The sequence below is a fragment of the Erythrobacter sp. genome (genome assembly GCF_024305245.1).
Lineage (GTDB): Bacteria > Pseudomonadota > Alphaproteobacteria > Sphingomonadales > Sphingomonadaceae > Erythrobacter.
The window spans coordinates 1-17,267 of the sequence record NZ_JAMWYX010000012.1 but is presented as its reverse complement, the minus strand read 5'-3'; the positions used below and the strand labels follow the sequence as shown (position 1 = coordinate 17,267).

The following is a 17,267-nucleotide window of genomic DNA, read 5'->3' as shown; positions in this document are numbered from 1 at the left end:
TGCTGCCTGACGCATCCAATACGCGCGGCGCGCAAAAGCCCGGCAAGCGCGAGACTGTCACCTGCCTGTCATTTAGGATAGACAAAGGGGGACATTCTGGAGGGAACTGGAATGATTCTCGCCGCGGCGTGCCGCGTCACCATTGCTGCCACCTTGTTGTGCGTCGCGGTTGCGGCGCGCGCTGACGTGCTCGAACTCGGCACTGACGGTGCGCGCTGGGTGGCTGGGCCGCTGGCGGACGCGTCGGTGTCTGTCGCCGCAACGGCTGAGACCGCGCGCATGCAGGTCGAAGGGCTCTCCATCCCCGATTTCGCGATTGCCGATCCGGCCCGCCACGCCGCCGGAGTGCCGGCGCGCTACACCGCCAAGATTGCCGAGCTTTCCGCGCGCTTCGACCTGTCGCCCAGCCTGCTCGAAGCGGTGGTGTGGCAGGAAAGCCGCTGGCGCGAGAATGCGGTGTCGCCGGTCGGCGCGCGCGGCCTTGCGCAGCTGATGCCGGGGACGGCGCGCTATCTCGGGGTCGACTCGAACGATCCGTTCCAGAACCTCGAAGGCGGCGCGCGCTATCTGCGCGAACAACTTGATCGGTTCGACGGCGATCTGGAAAAGGCGCTGGCCGCCTATAATGCCGGGCCGGGCCGGGTCGAGCGGGCGGGCGGCATTCCCAATATCCGCGAGACGAAGCAATATGTCGCGGCCATCATCGGTCGCCTCGCCAATCATTCGCGCGTGCCGGGCCAGTGATCCTGCCGCGCCAACCCGATCCAAGGATGATGAGACCTTTCATGAATTCGATGTTCCGCTTTCCTGCCCGTCTGTTCGCGCTGCTGGCGCTGGCGTTCACTCCCGGCACGGCTTTCGCGCAGGCGGCTGACCCGGCAGGCTCCGGCCCGATCAATTCGGCGCTGCTGTGGCTGCAAGGCACGCTGCTGGGCACGGTCGCCACCACCGTCGCGGTCATGGCGGTGGCGGCTATCGGGTTCATGATGCTGACCGGGCGGATGAACTGGCGCTTCGGCGCGACAGTCATCATCGGCGTGTTCATCCTGTTCGGCGCGACCACTATTGTGGCCGGCATCCAGTCGGCGGCGGGGTAGGGGGCGAACATGAGCGAGCTGATCCGCCAACCGGTGCACCGCGCGCTCACCCGCCCGCAGATGTTTGCGGGCGTGACGATGAATTTCTTCATCATCAACCTGATGGTGACGACAATCGCCTTCCTGATGCTCAAAAGCTTCTGGATCATTCCCGTGCCGATCGTGATGCACGTGATCGGCTATTTCGCTTCGCTGCGCGAACCGCGCATTTTCGATCTGTGGATCACCAAGGTCAGCAGATGCCCGCGCATACCCAATTTCAAGCGCTGGGGCTGCAACAGCTACGCCCCGTGACGCAGAGCAATGGCCTAGGCAAGGAGGGCCGGACATGGTGAAATGGATCGGAGCCGCCGCATGGAGCGCGAAGGAAGCGCGCGTCGGCGACCGGCTGCCCTATGCCCGCCTGGTGGACGAGAACACCGTGCTGCTGCGCGATGGCAGCGTGATGAGCGCCATTCAGGTGCCCGGCCTGCTGTTCGAAACCGAGGATTCCGACGCGCTCAACGCCCACGCTGCCACGCGTGAGGTGATGCTGCGCTCCACGCTCGATGCGCGGTTTGTAATGTATCACCACGTCATCCGCCGCCGGGTGGAAGTGGAGCTCGACGCCGAATTCCCCGACGCCCTGTCGCGCCATATCGATGCGCGCTGGAAACAGCGGCTGGCGGGCGGATCGCTGTTTATCAATGATCAGTTCGTCACTCTGATCCGCCGCCCCGCACGCGGCAAGACGGGCCTGCCCGAGCGGATGAGCAAGCTGTTCTCGCGGCGCGGGCAAGACGAATTGGAGGCCGATCCCAAGGATATCCGCAGCCTCAAGGCCGCGATCACCGGGCTGGTCGCCAGCTTGCAGAATTACGGCGCGGCGGTGCTGGGTGATTATCAGGCGCCCGGCTCCGACCGCGGCGGCACCAATTCCGAAATGCTCGAACTGCTTTCGGCGCTTTATAACGGCGAAATGCGCCCGGTGCGCCGCCCTGCGCCGGAAACCGATATCGGCCACATGCTGCCCTATCGCCGGGCCAGTTTTGGCCTTGATGCGATGGAATTGCGCGGGAGCGCCGCGCCCGATTTTGCCGCGATCCTCGGGTTGAAAGATTACCCTGAGGCGACCTCGCCCGGCCTGCTCGACAATCTGCTGCGCCTGCCGTTCGAAATGGTGGTCAGCGAAAGCTACGCCCCCAATGAACGCACCACTGCGCGCGAACGGATCGACCTCGCGCTGCGGCGCTCGCGCTCGGTGGACGAGGAAGCTGCAGCCGAGCGCGGCGAAATGATGGCGGCGCGCGATGCGCTGGGCAATGGCGCGGTCGGCTTCGGCGACCATCACCTCACTGTGCTGGTGCGCGAGCGTAGCCTGGGCAGGCTCGATGACGCCATGGCATCCTGCGCCGCCGCGCTGGCCGATACCGGCGCGATTGCGGTGCGCGAGGACACCAATCTCGAACCGGCGTTCTGGGCACAGTTCCCCGGTAACGAGGAATATATTGTCCGCCGCGCGCTGATCTCCTCGGCCAATATGGCAGGCTTCGGATCGTTCCACGGGTTTGCGCTGGGGCAGGCGAGCGGCAACCACTGGGGCGATGCGGTGACGCTGCTGGAAACCACCAGCGCCACGCCGTTCTTCTTCAACTTTCACCACGGCGATCTCGGCAATTTCAGCGTCATCGGGCCGAGCGGTTCAGGCAAGACCGTGGTGATGAACTTCCTTGCCGCGCAAGCGCAAAAGTTCAAACCGCGCACCATCCTGTTCGACAAGGATCGCGGCGCGGAGCTGTTCATTCGCGGCATCGGCGGGCGCTATGATCGCATTGCGCCGGGTGAGCCGACCGGGTTCAACCCGCTGTCGCTGCCCGATACCCCCGCCAACCGCGCGTTCCTGCGCGACTGGCTGAGCGTTCTGCTGAAGGCCGAGGGGCCGGAGGAATTCGCGCTGGTCAGCGGCGCTGTCGACGCGACCTATGCCAATGATCCTTCGCTGCGGCGGTTGCGGCATTTCAAGGAATTGCTGGCGGGCGCGCGTCGGCCCGAACCGGGCGATCTGGCCGACCGGCTGAGCGCATGGATCGGAAGCGCCAGCGGAGACGGCGGCGAGCACGCATGGCTGTTCGATAATGAACGCGACCGGCTCGACCTGTCGGAGCGTGTGCTCGGCTTCGACATGACCGCGCTGCTCGAGAATCCGCGCCTGCGCACGCCGACGATGATGTATCTGTTCCACCGCATCGACGAGCGGCTCGATGGTCAGCCGACCATGATCCTGATCGATGAAGGCTGGAAGGCGCTCGATGACGAAGTCTTCGCCGCGCGCATCCGCGATTGGCTCAAGACGCTGCGCAAGCGCAATGCACTGGTCGGGTTTGCGACACAGTCCGCCCGCGATGCGCTCGACAGCCGCATTTCGACCGCATTGGTCGAACAGACCGCGACCATGGTGTTCATGCCCAACAGCCGCGCGCGGCCGGAGGATTACTGCGACGGGTTCGGCCTGACGGACCACGAATTCGCGCTGATCCGCAGCCTGCCCGCGCATTCGCGCTGCTTCCTCGTGCGCCAGCCCGATGCCAGCGTTGTCGTGCGGCTAGACCTGTCGGGCGCGCCCGAAGTGCTGACGATCCTGTCGGGCCGCGAAAGCGCGGTGCGCAGGCTCGATCTGCTGCGCGAGGCGGTGGGGGATGAGCCTGCAGCGTGGTATCCCGCGCTGACCGGCAGGCCGTGGCCCGATGGTTCGGCGGCTGTGGACGAGGACGGTCAGCCCGTCTGGCAGGCAGCGGAATGAGCACGCCTTGCGATCTTGCCGCCCAGTCGATGGGCACCGGGGTTTCCGCCGCACTGTCGGCGGTGGATTGCATCGCCAGCGGCATGTCCGAACAAGCCTTCAACCGCCTGTTCGGGACCGAGGGCCAGTTGACCTTCGCGTTGACGCTGATGCTGGTGCTGTATGTCGGCTTCTTCGCCATATCGCTGATGCTGGGCCGGTCGAACCTGGGGGTGCGCGCACTGCTGCCCAAGGTCATCACGCTGGGTCTGATAATGGGTTTCGCCACCAGTTTCGTGGCGTTCTCGACCATCTTCTACAACATCTTCATCGGCGGCCCGGATCAGATCGCGGGCATCCTCACCGGCACGCAGGGCGAATCCGCCACCGCGGTGTTCGCGCAAAAGCTCGACGTGGTGTTCCTTGCGATCCAGCAGGCGAGCGGGCCGACGACCGATATCAACGCTTTCTCACCGCCGGGCATGATGTGGCTGGGGGCGATGCTGCTGCTGCTCGGCACGGTCGGCCTGCTGGTGACGGCGCGGATTGCGTTGGCACTGCTGCTGGCGCTCGGCCCGATTTTCGTGGTGCTGGCGCTGTTCGAAGGCACGCGCGGGCTGTTTACAGGCTGGCTCAAGGGGCTGACGATGATGGCACTGGCACCGCTGTTCGCTGTGCTGGGCGGGTCGATCATGCTCGAATTGTCGGTGCCGATTCTGTCCGCGCTGGTCGGGATCGACGGCAAGATCGATCAACAGGCGGCGATGGCATTCTTCCTCGTCGGCTCGGTGCACATGGCGCTGATGTTCATGGCGCTGAAGGTCGCGGGCACGATGGTGGCGGGCTGGCAGGTGTTCGGTCTGGTGCCGGACAAGGATCGCGGGCGCGGCAGTGACGGCCTGCGCGCGGCTCCCATGGCTGCGGCGATTGCACCCACTGCGCCGCGCAATATGAATGTCGCCCAGGCCGGCGCAGGCATGGCCGCGCGCAGGGTCGATGTCGGCGCCGCCGCGCCCGCCTATGCCGCCAATGATACCGGCCCGGCCAATGTTTCACGTGAAACCCGCGTCTATGCGACCAGCGGCGGGGGCGGGCAGGTAACGCCATTGACCCCCGCCACTTCTCGCACGCGCGGGATCGGCAATCGCTTTCGGTCCGCCGGAAGCGCTGCGCCCAAGCCCGCTGCGGCCACCCCTTCGGAGAAATACCAATGATCCGCGCCGGCATATTTCGGCTGACCCTGTCCGCCGCCGCACTCGCGCTTTCCGCGCCTGCGCTGGCCGACGATCCGCGCCTCAAGACGCTGGTCTTCGATGAAGCCGCCGTGGTGCGGATCGATGGCAAGGTGCTGGTGCAGACCACCATCAAGTTCGCCCCCGACGAGGTGATCGAGAACGTCGCGATCGGCGATTCCACCGCGTGGCAGGTGCAGCCCAACAAGGCGCAGGACATCCTGTTCGTCAAACCGCTGGAGACGTCTGCGCGCACCAACATGACCGTGGTGACCGACCGCCGCACCTACCTGTTCGATCTGGTCGCCAGCCCGAAGAACGCCCCGCTCTACGTGCTGCAATTCCGTTACCCCGAGTTGGAACGGGCCGCCGAAGAAGTGCGCCTTGCCGCCGCTGCCGAGGCCGAGGCGGAAGCCGCGCGGCTCGCCGCCAGCCCGGCGGAAATGACCGCCGCCACCGATCCCTATGCGGTGGCCGATCCGGCCAGCCTGAACTTCGCATGGGCGAGCGCCGGAACCGCCGAACTGATCCCCTCGCGCGCCTATGATGATGGCGAGGCGGTGTTCCTCACCTGGCCGGTGGGCACTGCGATCCCCGCAATCCTCGTCACCAACGAGGACGGCGATGAAGGCCCGGTCAATTTCACCGTGCGCGGCGATACCGTGGTTGTCGACGGCGTGCCGCCGCAGTTCATCCTGCGTTCGGGCCGCGACACCGCCACGCTCACCAATACCGGCCCGGCACCGCGTTCGGCCCGCAGCGCCGGGCTGTCGGCTCCGCGCAAGAAGGGGTCATGATGATGCCCCGCCGCCTGTTCCATCCTGTCAGGGAGTTCCACTGATGCGCCTTGCCATGCGTCTGCCGCCCAAGAAGGGCGATAACGGCTCTGCCGACGGCGCCGACCCGCGCGAGCAGGAATCCGCCGAGATCATCGATCTCGCCAGCCGCGCCGCGTTCCCCGCCGTCACCGACCGCAAGGCCAAGGGTGACGGGCTGGGTCTGGCTGCTGGAGTGCTGCTGATCGGCGGGATCGGCGCGGTCACGTTCTGGGCGATGAATTCCGCCCGGCTGCCCGAGCCGCAGGGCGTGGGCAATCCGAATGTCGCGCCGCCGCAGGTTGCCGCTGCGCCCGCGCCGGTGACGCCGGTCGCGGCCCCCGCGCCGGTGACGCCGCAAGCCGATCCCGCGCCGTCGCCGGTCTATGCCAACCAGCCTGCGCAGGTCGCGATGCCGGCCGCCAATCCCTATGCCAGCCCGACGATGGTGTTCGACGCCAGCCGAGCCGCCAACAGCGCGCGTCTGGCCGAAGCGCCCCCGGGCGCGGCTGCCGCAACCGGGGCGAGCGGAGCCGACCTCGGCACCGGCGGCGCCTCGGCCTTTGCCAGCCGGATCGGCGGCGTGGGCGGCGCGCCTGCTCAGGCTCGTCCGATGACCAATCCTTCGACCACGGTCACAGAAGGCACGCTGATCCCCGCGATCCTCGAAACCGCGATCAACACCGATGTGCCCGGCTATGTCCGCGCGGTGGTGAGCCAGGACGTGCGCAGCTTCGATGGCAAGCGCATCCTCGTCCCGCGTTCGTCGCGCCTGATCGGGCAATATCAGGCGGGCGTCGAGCAAGGCCAGCGCCGCGCCTATGTGGTGTGGACGCGGCTGATCCGGCCTGACGGCGTCTCGGTCAACCTTGCCTCGCCCGCGGTCGGGTTCGATGGGACGACGGGGCTTGAAGGCGACGTCAACAGCCACTTCTTCAAACGCTTCGGTTCGGGCCTGCTCCTGTCGGTGGTCGGCGGCCTCGGCGCGCTTGCGACCGGCGGCGTGGGCGGCGTGATCGTTGCAGGCGGCGCGCAAGGCGCGGCCAATTCGGCGGTGCAATCGCAAGGCCAGATCAGCCCCACCATCCGCGTTCGCATGGGTGAGCCGATCCGCGTGTTCACCGCGCGCGATCTCGATTTCAGCACGGTCGGCTGAGCGCGGCCATGAGCGCGGATATCCACCGGCTGACGGCGCAAGCGGGCGAGGGCGAGGGTACCCCCGCCAGCCCCGTGCTGCCCGCCGAACGCAGCGTCTACCTCGAAGCCTATCTCGCGCCGTTCCGCCGCTGGCTCGACCGCGACACCGTGACCGAGATCATGGTCAATCGGCCGGGCGAGGTTTGGATCGAGGATGCCGCCAGCCCCGGCATGCAGCGGATCGAAACGCCCGAGATCGATGACCGGCTGGTGCAGCGCCTGGCCGAACAGGTCGCGCGGGTCAGCCATCAGGGGATCAACCGCGAACACCCGCTGCTGGGCGCGACCTTGCCGGACGGCGCGCGCGTCCAGTTCTGCGGGCCGCCTGCCAGCCGCAAACACTGGGTGATGGCGATCCGCCGCCACCGCCGGCTGGACCTGCCGCTCGACGCCTATGACACCGGCCCGCTGGTGGGCGAGGGCCATATCGACCTGCCCGATCCGCAGTTCCAGCCGATCGCCTACCTGCGCGAGGCGATCCGCCATCGCCGCACCATCCTGATTTCGGGCGGCACCAGCACCGGCAAGACGACATTCCTCAACGCCATGCTGGGCGAGATTCCGCGCCGTGAACGCGTGGTCATGGTCGAAGACACGCCCGAACTGAAGTTTCCGGGCGAAAACGCGGTCGGACTGGTCGCGATCAAGGGCGAATTGGGTGAGGCCAAGGTCACCGCCAACGAACTCCTTCAAGCCGCGCTGCGCCTCCGGCCCGACCGGATCGTGCTGGGCGAATTGCGCGGCGCGGAAAGCGTCAGCTTCCTGCGCGCGATCAACACCGGGCATCCGGGCAGCTTTTCCACCATCCACGCCAACAGCTTGCGCGGCGCGCTCGAACAATTGTCGCTGATGGTGATGCAGACCGGGATCGGCCTGACCCGGTCGGACACCATCGCCTATGCCGCTTCCGTGATCGACGTGATCGTGCAACTGGGGCGCGATGCCAATGGCAAGCGCGGGATTACCCAGATCGCGGAGTGCCGTTCGCTGGTTTGATCGGGAATTCCGCGTCCCCAAAACGACATCCATGTGACACGCGCTTGATGGTGATTTACACTTGGGGTGCCAGCGAACATTGGGGCGGCGCGGAACGCCGTGACGAATGGGCCGGGCTGGCGTAGCAGGGAACCGATGAGCACGTTACCGATCGAGGATGAGGACAACGGCGAGGCGGCAGGCGCGCCCGTTTTCGCGCGGCTTGGCCCCGACGAATCGGCCTATTTCAATCGCGAATTGTCGTGGCTGCAGTTCAACCAGCGGGTGCTGGCCGAAGCACAGAACGAGGCCTACCCGCTGCTCGAACGGCTGCGCTTCCTGTCGATTTCGGGCAGCAACCTCGATGAATTCATGATGATCCGCGTGGCCGGACTGGTGGGTCAGGCGCAGCGCGATATCGCGCGGCCATCGATCGACGGGCTTACGCCGACCCAGCAGCTCGCCGCGATCCGCGATATGCTGGCCGTATTGTCGTCCCGCCAGCAGCATATCTGGCGGACGCTGCGCGATGCGTTGGCGGGCGCGGATATCCACATTGCCGACGAACAACGGGTCAAGCCCGCCGCTCACAAGTGGCTGAAAAGCTTCTTCCTCAACGAAATTCTGCCGATCATCACCCCGCAGGCGCTGGACCCGGCCCACCCGTTCCCGTTCGTCCAGAACGAAGGCATGGGCCTGCTGTTCACTCTGACGCGTGATGGCGACAAGGAACAGCTGATCGAAATGGTGCTGATCCCCAGCGCGCTGCCGCGGTTCGTGCGTGTGCCGGACGAGGTGACGGGCGCCGGAACGGGGGCCGAAGCAGGAACGGGCGGCGCGCTGTATATTTCCATCGCCAGCCTGATCCAGCGCTATGCCTCGGCGCTGTTCCCGGGCTTCACCATTCAGGGCGACGGGTTGTTCCGGGTGCTGCGCGACAGCGACATCGAAATCGAGGAAGAGGCCGAAGACCTCGTGCGCACCTTCCGCAGCGCGATCCAGCGGCGGCGGCGCGGGCAGGTGATCCAGCTGGAATTGGAAGAGGATTTCGATCCCGCAGCCGAGGCCGTGCTGCTAGAACAATTGGGCGTGCATGAAGCCGCGGTGATCAAGACCGACGGCATGATCGGGATCGACGGGCTGGCCGAAATTGCCTCCGAAGACCGCCCCGATCTGAAATTCGATGCCTATTCCCCGCGCTTCCCGGAACGCATCCGCGAACATGACGGCGATGCCTTTTCCGCGATCCGCGAAAAGGACATCATCATCCACCACCCCTACGAAAGTTTCGAGGTGGTGGTCGATTTCATCCGGCAGGCGGCCGCCGATCCGGACGTGGTGGCGATCAAGCAGACGCTGTACCGCGCTGGTTCGCAAAGCGCGGTGATCGGCGCGCTGATCGAAGCGGCCGAGGCGGGCAAATCCGTCACCGCCGTGGTCGAACTGAAAGCCCGGTTCGACGAGGAACAGAACCTCAAATGGGCCAGCAAGCTGGAACGTGCGGGCGTGCAGGTGATCTACGGCTTCACCGACTGGAAGACCCACGCCAAGGTGGCGATGGTGGTGCGGCGCGAAGGCACCTCGTTCCGCACCTACTGCCATTTCGGCACCGGCAATTATCACCCCGTCACCGCCAAGATCTATACCGACCTCAGCTTCTTCACCGCCGATCCCAAGCTGGGGCGCGATGCGGCCAAGATGTTCAATTTCGTCACCGGCTATGTCGAACCGCACGCGCTGGAACGCATCCACATCGCCCCCATCGATCTGCGCGCCGAAATCTATCGCCGGATCGATACCGAAATCGCCAATGCCGCTGCGGGCCGTCCCGCCGCGATCTGGCTGAAATGCAACCAGCTGACCGACGAAGGCGTGATCGACCGGCTGTATACCGCCAGCAATGCCGGGGTAATGATCGAACTGATGGTGCGCGGGATTTGCTGCCTGCGGCCCGGTGTTGCCGGGTTGAGCGAGAACATCCGGGTCAAATCGATCATCGGGCGATTTCTGGAACATAGCCGCATCTATGCCTTCGCCAATGGTCACGCGATGCCCAGCGCGCATGCTGCGGTGTTCATATCATCGGCCGATCTGATGGGCCGCAATCTCGATCGCCGGGTCGAGGCGCTGATCCCGATCCTCAACCGCACAGTGCATGATCAGGTGCTGCAACAGGTGCTGCTGGCCAATATGCTCGACAGTGAACAAAGCTGGTGGTGCAATGCCGATGGCTCCTATTCGCGGGTGTCCACCGATGGCAAGCCGTTCAATTGTCACCGCTATTTCATGACGAACCCGTCGCTATCGGGACGCGGCGGCGCATTGGAGGCAGGGGCTGTGCCCAAGCTCAGCTTGCGCCGGGGGCGGTCGGCATGAGCTATCGCAGACGACCGGACGACCGCGACGGCGCCTTTGCCGGCAACACGCCCGAACGCGCGATCATCGACATCGGATCGAACACCGTGCGGCTGGTGGTCTATGGCGGTTCGATGCGCGCGCCGATGGTGCTGCTCAATGAAAAGGTCACCGCCAAGCTGGGGCGCGAGATCGCCACCACCGGGCGGCTGGCGGACGAAGCCATCGCGCTCGCCCTGCGCGGGCTGAAACGGTTCGCGCTGCTGCTCGAAGACCTCGGCATTCACGATGTCGAGACGGTGGCGACCGCGGCGGCGCGCGATGCTGCCAACGGCCCGGAATTCGTCGAGCAATTGCGCGCTATCGGGCTGAAGCCGCGGGTAATCTCGGGCGAGGAGGAAGCGCTGCTCAGCGCCCACGGGGTGATCGGTGCCTTCCCCGATGCGCGCGGGATCGTGGCCGATCTGGGCGGCGGCAGTCTTGAACTGGTGCGGGTGGCAGGCGGCACGGCGGACACCGCCAGCACGCTGCCGCTGGGCACGCTGCGGCTGCCCGATTTCCGCAAGGGCGGGCGGGGCGAGATGACAAAAGCGCTCGACAAGGCGATCCGCAAGGCCGGGTGGGATCTGGCGGAGATTGCGCCTGCCGATAACGGCGCGCTGTATCTGGTCGGTGGCACGTGGCGGGCGATGGCGGTCTATGCCATGGCGGCGCGCGATCACGCTTTGAGCGATCCCCACGGCTTCGAGCTGGACGCGGCGAGCGCGCAGGAACTGGTGGCGGCGCTGGCGGGTAGCGAAAGCGACGCGCTGAAGGAACGCGACCGGATTTCGGCAATGCGCGCGGAAAAGCTGCCCGATGCGGCTGTGCTGCTGGGGGCGCTGCTGACGCGGCTCAATCCGGACAAGGTGGTGTTTTCGTCCTGGGGCCTGCGGGAAGGGCTGCTCTACGACCGCCTGCCTGCCCATAGCCGGACGCAGGACCCGCTGCTGGCGGGGGTGGGCGTGTTCGCCAGCCAGCGCGGCGCGCCTGCGACACTGGCGATGCGGATGGCCGCCTGGACGCTGGATGCCGCGCCCGCGCGCGAGCACGGCAGCGAACGGCTGCGGCTGGCGGCGACCATGCTGGCGCTTGCCTCGATGCAGATCGAACCGAATCTGCGCCTGCCGCAGGCGATCGATTGGGCGCTGCACAAACGCTGGGTCGGCGTGGGTGGCGAGGGCCGGGCAATGATGGCGGCGGCGATTGCGGCCAATGGCAACCAGCTCGATCTGCCCGGCCGCGTGCGCGCTCTCGCGAGCGAGGAGGCCTTGGAAGAGGCGGCGCGCTGGGGATTGGCGCTGCGCCTCGCCCGGCGGCTGGGCGCAAGTTCGCGCCGTTCGTTCGAAGTCAGCCAGTTGGTGGTCGAGGACGGCGCACTGGTGCTCAAGCTGGCAGAAAGCCACGAAGCCCTGTTCGGCATCCCGACCGAAAAGGACATGAAGCTGCTGGCAGGCAGGCTCGGGTGTGAATGGCGGGTGGAGATCGTGCCCGATTGCGTGCTGATGGCGCGCCGCGACTAGCCTGCGTTGCCCTTGCTGCTGGCGAAGGGCGAAAAGTCGGTGTCGAGGTCGAACAGATCGACCCCCTCGGCCGCTTTCAGCTTGTTGACCACCACATAGGTGACCGGTGTCAGCGCGGCTTCCCACAGCACTTTCAGCGCCCAGTTGGTGACGATCACTGTCAGCACGTCCTGCGTCGTCCAGATGCCGAGGAACGCGATCGGGTAGAAGATCAGGCTGTCGACGCCTTGCCCGACGAAGGTCGAACCAATGGTGCGGCTCCAGAGGGCGCGTCCCTTGGTCAGGATTTTCATCTTGGCCATGACGAAGGAATTCACGAATTCGCCCGCCCAGAACGCGGTGATCGAGGCGACGACAATGCGCCAGGTGCTGCCGAACACCTCTTCATAAGCGGCCTGCCCCGTCCAGCTATCGGCGGGCGGCATGGCGACCACGACGAAGCTCATGAACGCCATGAAGGTGAGCGCCCCGAACCCGGTCCAGATCCCCCGCCGCGCCTTGGCATAGCCATAGACCTCGGTCAGCACGTCGCCGATGACATAGCTGACCGGGAAGAACAGGATCCCCGCCCCGAAGGTGTATCCCGCAACCGTCGACAGCTTGGCCGCGCCGATCAGGTTCGACAGCAGCAGAATGGCGACGAATGCCGCCATCACGATGTCGTAATAGCGGAACGCCGTCGGCGCGCGGCTGGCGGCGTGAATGCCGTCGCTGGGGTCGCGATCGAATGCGGCGGCCGGATCGGCGAGCGTGGAGGCGGGAGAGGTGTTTTCCATCGCTTCTCGGGTTAGCGCGATTCCCATCCGCCGCAAAGCACGCTATTGGGCTTGCGGCTGCGCGCCCGTAGCTCATCTGGATAGAGCGCGAGACTTCTAATCTTGAGGTAGCAGGTTCGAGTCCTGCCGGGCGCGCCATTTTCCTATTGAAGCCGACGTCGCCACCGGCCTGCATCGCAGCGCGGCGCCCCTAATCAGGCTGGCGGTAATCTTCCAGCCCCTCCAGATCATCGCAGTCGGTCAGCAGCAGGGCGGCAGGCTTGAAGCGGTCGAAATGGGCCATCACCACCGTCGCCAGCACCGTCAGCGGCACCGCCAGCAGCGCGCCTGCCAGACCCCACAGCAGCGACCAGAACACCAGCGCCACCAGCACCACCAATGGCGAGATTGCCAGTCTGCGGCCCATCAGCTTGGGATCGATGAAATTGCCCATCACCTGCTCGATCACCAGCAGCCCCGCGCCGACGATCAGCGCCGTGCCGATATCGCGGGTGATGAAGACATAGATGGTCGGCAGGATTCCCGAGATGATCGAGCCGACCGTTGGGATGAAGCTGAGGAGTACCGTCAACAGGCCCCAAAGCACCGTGTATTCTACCCCGAACAGCAGCAGGAAGCCGGAGTAGAGCAGCCCGCTCAGCACGCCGACCAGCAGACGTGTGGTGAAATAGGCGCGGAACTTGCCGCCGACCGACAGCCCAATGTCGAGCCAGCGCCGCGCATCGCGATGACCCTTTGAAATCGAGTGGATTTTGGCGTTCCAGTTGCCCGCTTCGGTCAGCATCAGCAGCATCAGGAACAGGATAAGGATGATGCCGCCCAATGTGCCGGCGGTCATGTTGAGCACGACCAGCGCGCTGGAGGCCAGATCGCTGCTGGTGGCAAGCGCGGTGGTATCGGCATCGGGACCGTCGGAAAGGATATCGGGCAGATCGAACGGCAGGTTGCCGAGCCGCGTTTGCAATTGCGGGCCGATGTCCTGCGCCAGCCCGTAGACGCGGCGCGCCGCATAGCCGATGCCCGTGAAGAACAGGACCAGAATACCGAGCACCAGCAGCATTCCCACCACCGCGCCGAGCCAGCCGAGCGCGCGCGGCAGGTGGTCGCGGATCGCAGCGACCACCGGCCACACGCCCAGCGCCAGCAGCAGCGCCGCCGCAGTGGGCATCAACACCGCATAGGTTTCCCGCAGCAGCCACACCAGCGCAGCAGCCGCGAGCACGAACAACAGGCGGTGGTGCAGCGGGGATGGCTCGGCACCGGGCACCCGGCTGGGGGAGGGCGGATCGTTTTTCATCGCCTGTGTGAACCTAGCTCGGGTTGGTTGTCGAAACGCCGACCAAAGGCCTGAGGCAGCCGATAAGCCAAGCGATGTTCTATCCCTTCAGGCCGGGCCGGAAGGGTTGCGAGGGTGGGAAGCGGGGCCTGTCTTTTAAGGCGGGCGCAGCGGGGGGGGTGACCCTTGCGCAGGTCACCCCCGTCTCACCAATTGGCCAGCCTCAGTAGTTGGCGAATTCGTCGTTTTCGAGCATCCCGCTGCTGTTGGCGTCCCACTCGGTCCATTCCTCTTCGTCGAAGAATTCGTCGTCGGTCAGGAAGCCGTCATTGTCGTCGTCCCAGGCGAGGAACACGTCGTTGCCGTTGTTCATACCCTCACCGGTCCACCCGGCTTCGAATTCCTGCATGCTCAGCATGCCGTCGGCATCGGTGTCCCATGCGGATATGCCGCGCTCACCCCATGCGTTGTATTCGGCCTGATCCAACATGCCGTCATTATTGGTGTCCCAGGTTCCGGCCGTGCCGACCGGTTCGGCCATGGTGGTCTGATCGGCTGCGAGGTCGTCGGTTTCGATCGCGTCCGGCTCTTCGGTGCAGGCGGCCATAAGCGCGAGTGACGATGCTGCGGCAATGGTGAGGAATCGTTTCATCCGTGTTCTCCTAGATTTCTATGCCGCGTCGTGTCGATGCGCGACGGTCGGATGGTCTGATACTCCCCCCGATCCGGTAACAAGGCGGATTACCAACCTAGGTAGGCCGGGTGTCGTTCACCGCAATTGTGGCTCGGCCAATGGGACACGCCAAATTCCTGACAAAATTTTTCGCCGTATTGCGAGGCGAGCACCGTCGTCTTTTCAGGAGTTTGGCACAATGTCCCGGGTCCGTACGCACAGGCCTCGCCAGATCGCGAAAGGTCTGGCGTTGAGCCTGTGCGTTGTCCTGCTCGGGTCTTGCAGTTCACCGGGCGTGAGGCTGTGCGCCGCGCCGCCATCATGGATCGCAAGCAACACCAATGCAGCGCTTGCGCCGCTGCTGAGCGCGTCGATCAGCCATTCGCGCGCCACTGCGCTGCGCAGCGGCGACAATCGGATTCCGCCGGAGATGCGGCAGCAGCTTGCCCCCTTCTTCGATGCCGAGACACTCGATCAGGTGCGCTGGACGGTGTCCTCCCGAAGGGTCAGCCTCGATACCTTCGTCAGCGCCCTGTTCCCGCGATACAGGGCAATGACCTTCGATGATCTGGTGGTGTTCCAGACCCCGGCGGATGCGGGCAATATCTCGCTGTGGGCGCACGAATTGGTGCATGTCGAACAGTTCCGGCAGATGGGAACCGTCCGGCGTTTCAGCCGCGCCTATCTCGCCCACTGGCCCGAGATGGAGAATGCTGCGGTGGACAGGACCAATCACATACTCGATGCTCTGAACACGCGACTGCGGCAAAGGCCCGTTGCGCGAACCGCAGCTTGCTGACCGGGCGCGTTTCCTGCTTTCGCTATCGGCTTACCTCGCGGCAACCTGCACCATCGCTTGCTCGTCGCGGGTATAAACATCGGGGAAGAACGCGATATTCCGGCCGACCGGCGCTGCTGTCAGATAGGTGATATAGACCGGGACCGGCTCGGGCACGTGGCGATATTGTTCCGGCTCTTTGGTCTCGGCCGCCAATCTCTGGCCGAACAGCCATTCGCCCAACCTTTCGGCGTCCTCCAGCCGCACGCAGCCATTGCTGAACTGGCGCGCCGGTTTGTCGAACAGGGAACGGCTGGGCGTGTCATGCAGGAACACGCCCATCTCGTTGGGGAAGATGTACTTCACACTCCCCATGGAATTGCGCGCGCTCGGCAGTTGGCGAACCCGCGCGAGTTCCTTGCCTGCCGCAACCGATCGCCAGTCGACCGTGGCCGGATCGATCACCTCGGCCTCGCGCGTCCAGCCGGAGAGCACCTCGTAGCCCATGGCCGACAGCGAATGGCCTTCGATCATGCGCGGCGCGATGATCCGCGCCGCCAGGTCCGCCGGTAGGTTCCAGTAGGGATTGAGCGTTGCATAGCGGATCATGCCCGCCATCATCGGCGTCGGCGTTTCGGGTGTTCCGACGACCACCTTCATCGCGCCCTGACGTTCGCCTTGGCCGTAATAGCTCAGCTCGGCCGCCGCCGCATTCACGACCACATGCCTTGTATGCGCATCGGGCAGCAGCCGCGCTCTTTCGAGATTGATCGCGAGAATGCGTTCTGCATTGCGGGGGGCGGCATCAAGACCCCGATTGAGCGCGGCGAGGGTGCGGGATCCGGCGACGCCGTCGGCAGCGAGCCCGTTGACATGCTGGAACGAACGCACCGCCTGCGCGAGTTCATCGTCGTAATGCCCGTCCCCGGAAAGCCCGAGGCGCTGGCGCAGCAACGCAACCCGCTCGCCACTGTCACCGGGGCGCAGCAGCGGGCCAGCGGGCACATCGATCGAGGGGATTTGGCGCTGTTGCCGCGCCGCGAGCAGTTGCCCCCGCAAGCCGACATAGGCCGGGTGCATCCATTCCATGCCGGTCAGGTATTCATCGAAGGAATCCGCGCGTGCGGCCCGCCGCAACACGTCGGCGGGCGCGATGGCACCGGGTTGCAATTCCGGCTCGGCATAATGCATCTCGGCCCGCGGGCGGCGCATATCGCTGACCAGCCGTGCGAAAGCCTGCGAGAGCGTGAGTTCTGCGCGCGCCAGCGTCTCGGGAGAACCGCCAGAGGCGGCTCGGATCATCTCGCGCAGATCATCGGGATCATAGGCGCTCGGGTCGAGTCCATCGACCGCCGCGCCTTCGATATGGCTGATCAGCCCGAGCGCAACGGCGCCGACTTCGCCGCTCGCAACCCAAAGCGGCCTGTAGCCGCGTTCCGCGTAAAATTCGCGCAAGGGGCCATCGGCGGCACTTCGAATGGCGTTAGCAACTGCCGTATCGACGGTCTGTGTCGCTGCGTTGGTGGCAGGTGCTGTCATCTGCGCGTGGACAGGCACCGCAACCTGCATCGAAACCGCCGCAACCCCGGCCAACAGGCCTTTGTTCCAATTCATTTCCTGTGCCTTCTGTATGCCAAGCTCCGCTGCACTTTTCGGCTCTCACCAGCCGCGTCGAAGGGCAGTGCGGTTATCGCACTGCCCTTCTGTGTTCGCCGGAGGAGACCTATCCGCGTTCGCCCATCGGCGTGGGCATTGGCGGGGGAGGTGGCGGCG

The 17,267-nt window shown here is 65.5% G+C and carries 15 protein-coding genes and 1 tRNA gene; 12 read left to right on the top strand and 4 right to left on the bottom strand.

The genetic code is table 11. The annotated features are described in order from the left end of the window. Window positions 1-111: 111 nt before the first annotated feature. From Q0L48_RS14495 to Q0L48_RS14450, 10 genes are all read left to right on the top strand, one after another. A complete protein-coding gene (locus Q0L48_RS14495) occupies window positions 112-744 on the top strand; it encodes a lytic transglycosylase domain-containing protein (RefSeq protein WP_296722131.1) in 633 nt (210 codons plus the stop codon). A gap of 41 nt (window positions 745-785) precedes the next feature. Continuing rightward, complete coding sequence (locus Q0L48_RS14490; protein WP_296722129.1) at window positions 786-1,097, top strand: TrbC/VirB2 family protein; 312 nt, start codon at window positions 786-788, stop codon at window positions 1,095-1,097. Between the two features lie 9 nt (window positions 1,098-1,106). Continuing rightward, the gene (locus Q0L48_RS14485) at window positions 1,107-1,391 is read left to right on the top strand and encodes a VirB3 family type IV secretion system protein (RefSeq protein WP_296722128.1); all 285 of its coding nucleotides are present in this window, start codon (window positions 1,107-1,109) and stop codon (window positions 1,389-1,391) included. A 34-nt stretch (window positions 1,392-1,425) separates the two neighbouring features. After that, window positions 1,426-3,876 carry a VirB4 family type IV secretion/conjugal transfer ATPase gene (locus tag Q0L48_RS14480; RefSeq protein WP_296722126.1) on the top strand — a complete coding sequence of 817 codons (2,451 nt, stop codon included), beginning with the start codon at window positions 1,426-1,428 and terminating at the stop codon, window positions 3,874-3,876. Beyond that, window positions 3,873-5,069, top strand: a complete 1,197-nt coding sequence (locus Q0L48_RS14475; protein WP_296722125.1) for a type IV secretion system protein — start codon at window positions 3,873-3,875, stop codon at window positions 5,067-5,069. The genes Q0L48_RS14480 and Q0L48_RS14475 overlap by 4 nt, the downstream gene beginning before the upstream one ends. Then, entirely contained in the window at window positions 5,066-5,884 is an 819-nt protein-coding gene (locus tag Q0L48_RS14470) for a TrbG/VirB9 family P-type conjugative transfer protein (protein ID WP_296722123.1), read from the top strand. Before Q0L48_RS14475 ends, Q0L48_RS14470 begins: the two co-directional genes overlap by 4 nt. 43 nt (window positions 5,885-5,927) lie before the next feature. Next, complete coding sequence (locus Q0L48_RS14465) at window positions 5,928-7,058, top strand: TrbI/VirB10 family protein (RefSeq protein ID WP_296722121.1); 1,131 nt, start codon at window positions 5,928-5,930, stop codon at window positions 7,056-7,058. An 8-nt stretch (window positions 7,059-7,066) separates the two neighbouring features. Next, entirely contained in the window at window positions 7,067-8,095 is a 1,029-nt protein-coding gene (gene virB11 / locus Q0L48_RS14460) for a P-type DNA transfer ATPase VirB11 (protein ID WP_296722120.1), read from the top strand. A 135-nt stretch (window positions 8,096-8,230) separates the two neighbouring features. Continuing rightward, complete coding sequence (locus Q0L48_RS14455) at window positions 8,231-10,450, top strand: RNA degradosome polyphosphate kinase (protein ID WP_296722118.1); 2,220 nt, start codon at window positions 8,231-8,233, stop codon at window positions 10,448-10,450. Further along, complete coding sequence (locus tag Q0L48_RS14450; RefSeq protein ID WP_296722116.1) at window positions 10,447-11,991, top strand: Ppx/GppA family phosphatase; 1,545 nt, start codon at window positions 10,447-10,449, stop codon at window positions 11,989-11,991. Before Q0L48_RS14455 ends, Q0L48_RS14450 begins: the two co-directional genes overlap by 4 nt. On the opposite strand, the gene Q0L48_RS14445 is transcribed toward Q0L48_RS14450, so the two are convergent. Then, window positions 11,988-12,767, bottom strand: a complete 780-nt coding sequence (locus Q0L48_RS14445; RefSeq protein ID WP_296722115.1) for a queuosine precursor transporter — start codon at window positions 12,765-12,767, stop codon at window positions 11,988-11,990. The genes Q0L48_RS14450 and Q0L48_RS14445 overlap by 4 nt on opposite strands. 61 nt (window positions 12,768-12,828) lie before the next feature. Here Q0L48_RS14445 and Q0L48_RS14440 point away from each other — a divergent pair. Further along, window positions 12,829-12,905 (top strand) — tRNA-Arg (locus Q0L48_RS14440). A gap of 52 nt (window positions 12,906-12,957) precedes the next feature. Here the strand turns inward: Q0L48_RS14440 and Q0L48_RS14435 are convergent. After that, window positions 12,958-14,064: an AI-2E family transporter gene (locus tag Q0L48_RS14435; RefSeq protein ID WP_296722113.1), complete on the bottom strand. Its 1,107-nt coding sequence runs from the start codon at window positions 14,062-14,064 to the stop codon at window positions 12,958-12,960. Between the two features lie 202 nt (window positions 14,065-14,266). Further along, a complete protein-coding gene (locus tag Q0L48_RS14430) occupies window positions 14,267-14,695 on the bottom strand; it encodes a hypothetical protein (protein WP_296722112.1) in 429 nt (142 codons plus the stop codon). A 316-nt stretch (window positions 14,696-15,011) separates the two neighbouring features. Here Q0L48_RS14430 and Q0L48_RS14425 point away from each other — a divergent pair, with 316 nt between their 5' ends. Further along, a complete protein-coding gene (locus Q0L48_RS14425; RefSeq protein WP_296722110.1) occupies window positions 15,012-15,515 on the top strand; it encodes a DUF4157 domain-containing protein in 504 nt (167 codons plus the stop codon). A gap of 30 nt (window positions 15,516-15,545) precedes the next feature. Here Q0L48_RS14425 and Q0L48_RS14420 read toward each other — a convergent pair whose 3' ends face one another. After that, entirely contained in the window at window positions 15,546-17,108 is a 1,563-nt protein-coding gene (locus tag Q0L48_RS14420; RefSeq protein ID WP_296722109.1) for a L,D-transpeptidase family protein, read from the bottom strand. Window positions 17,109-17,267 lie beyond the last annotated feature (159 nt).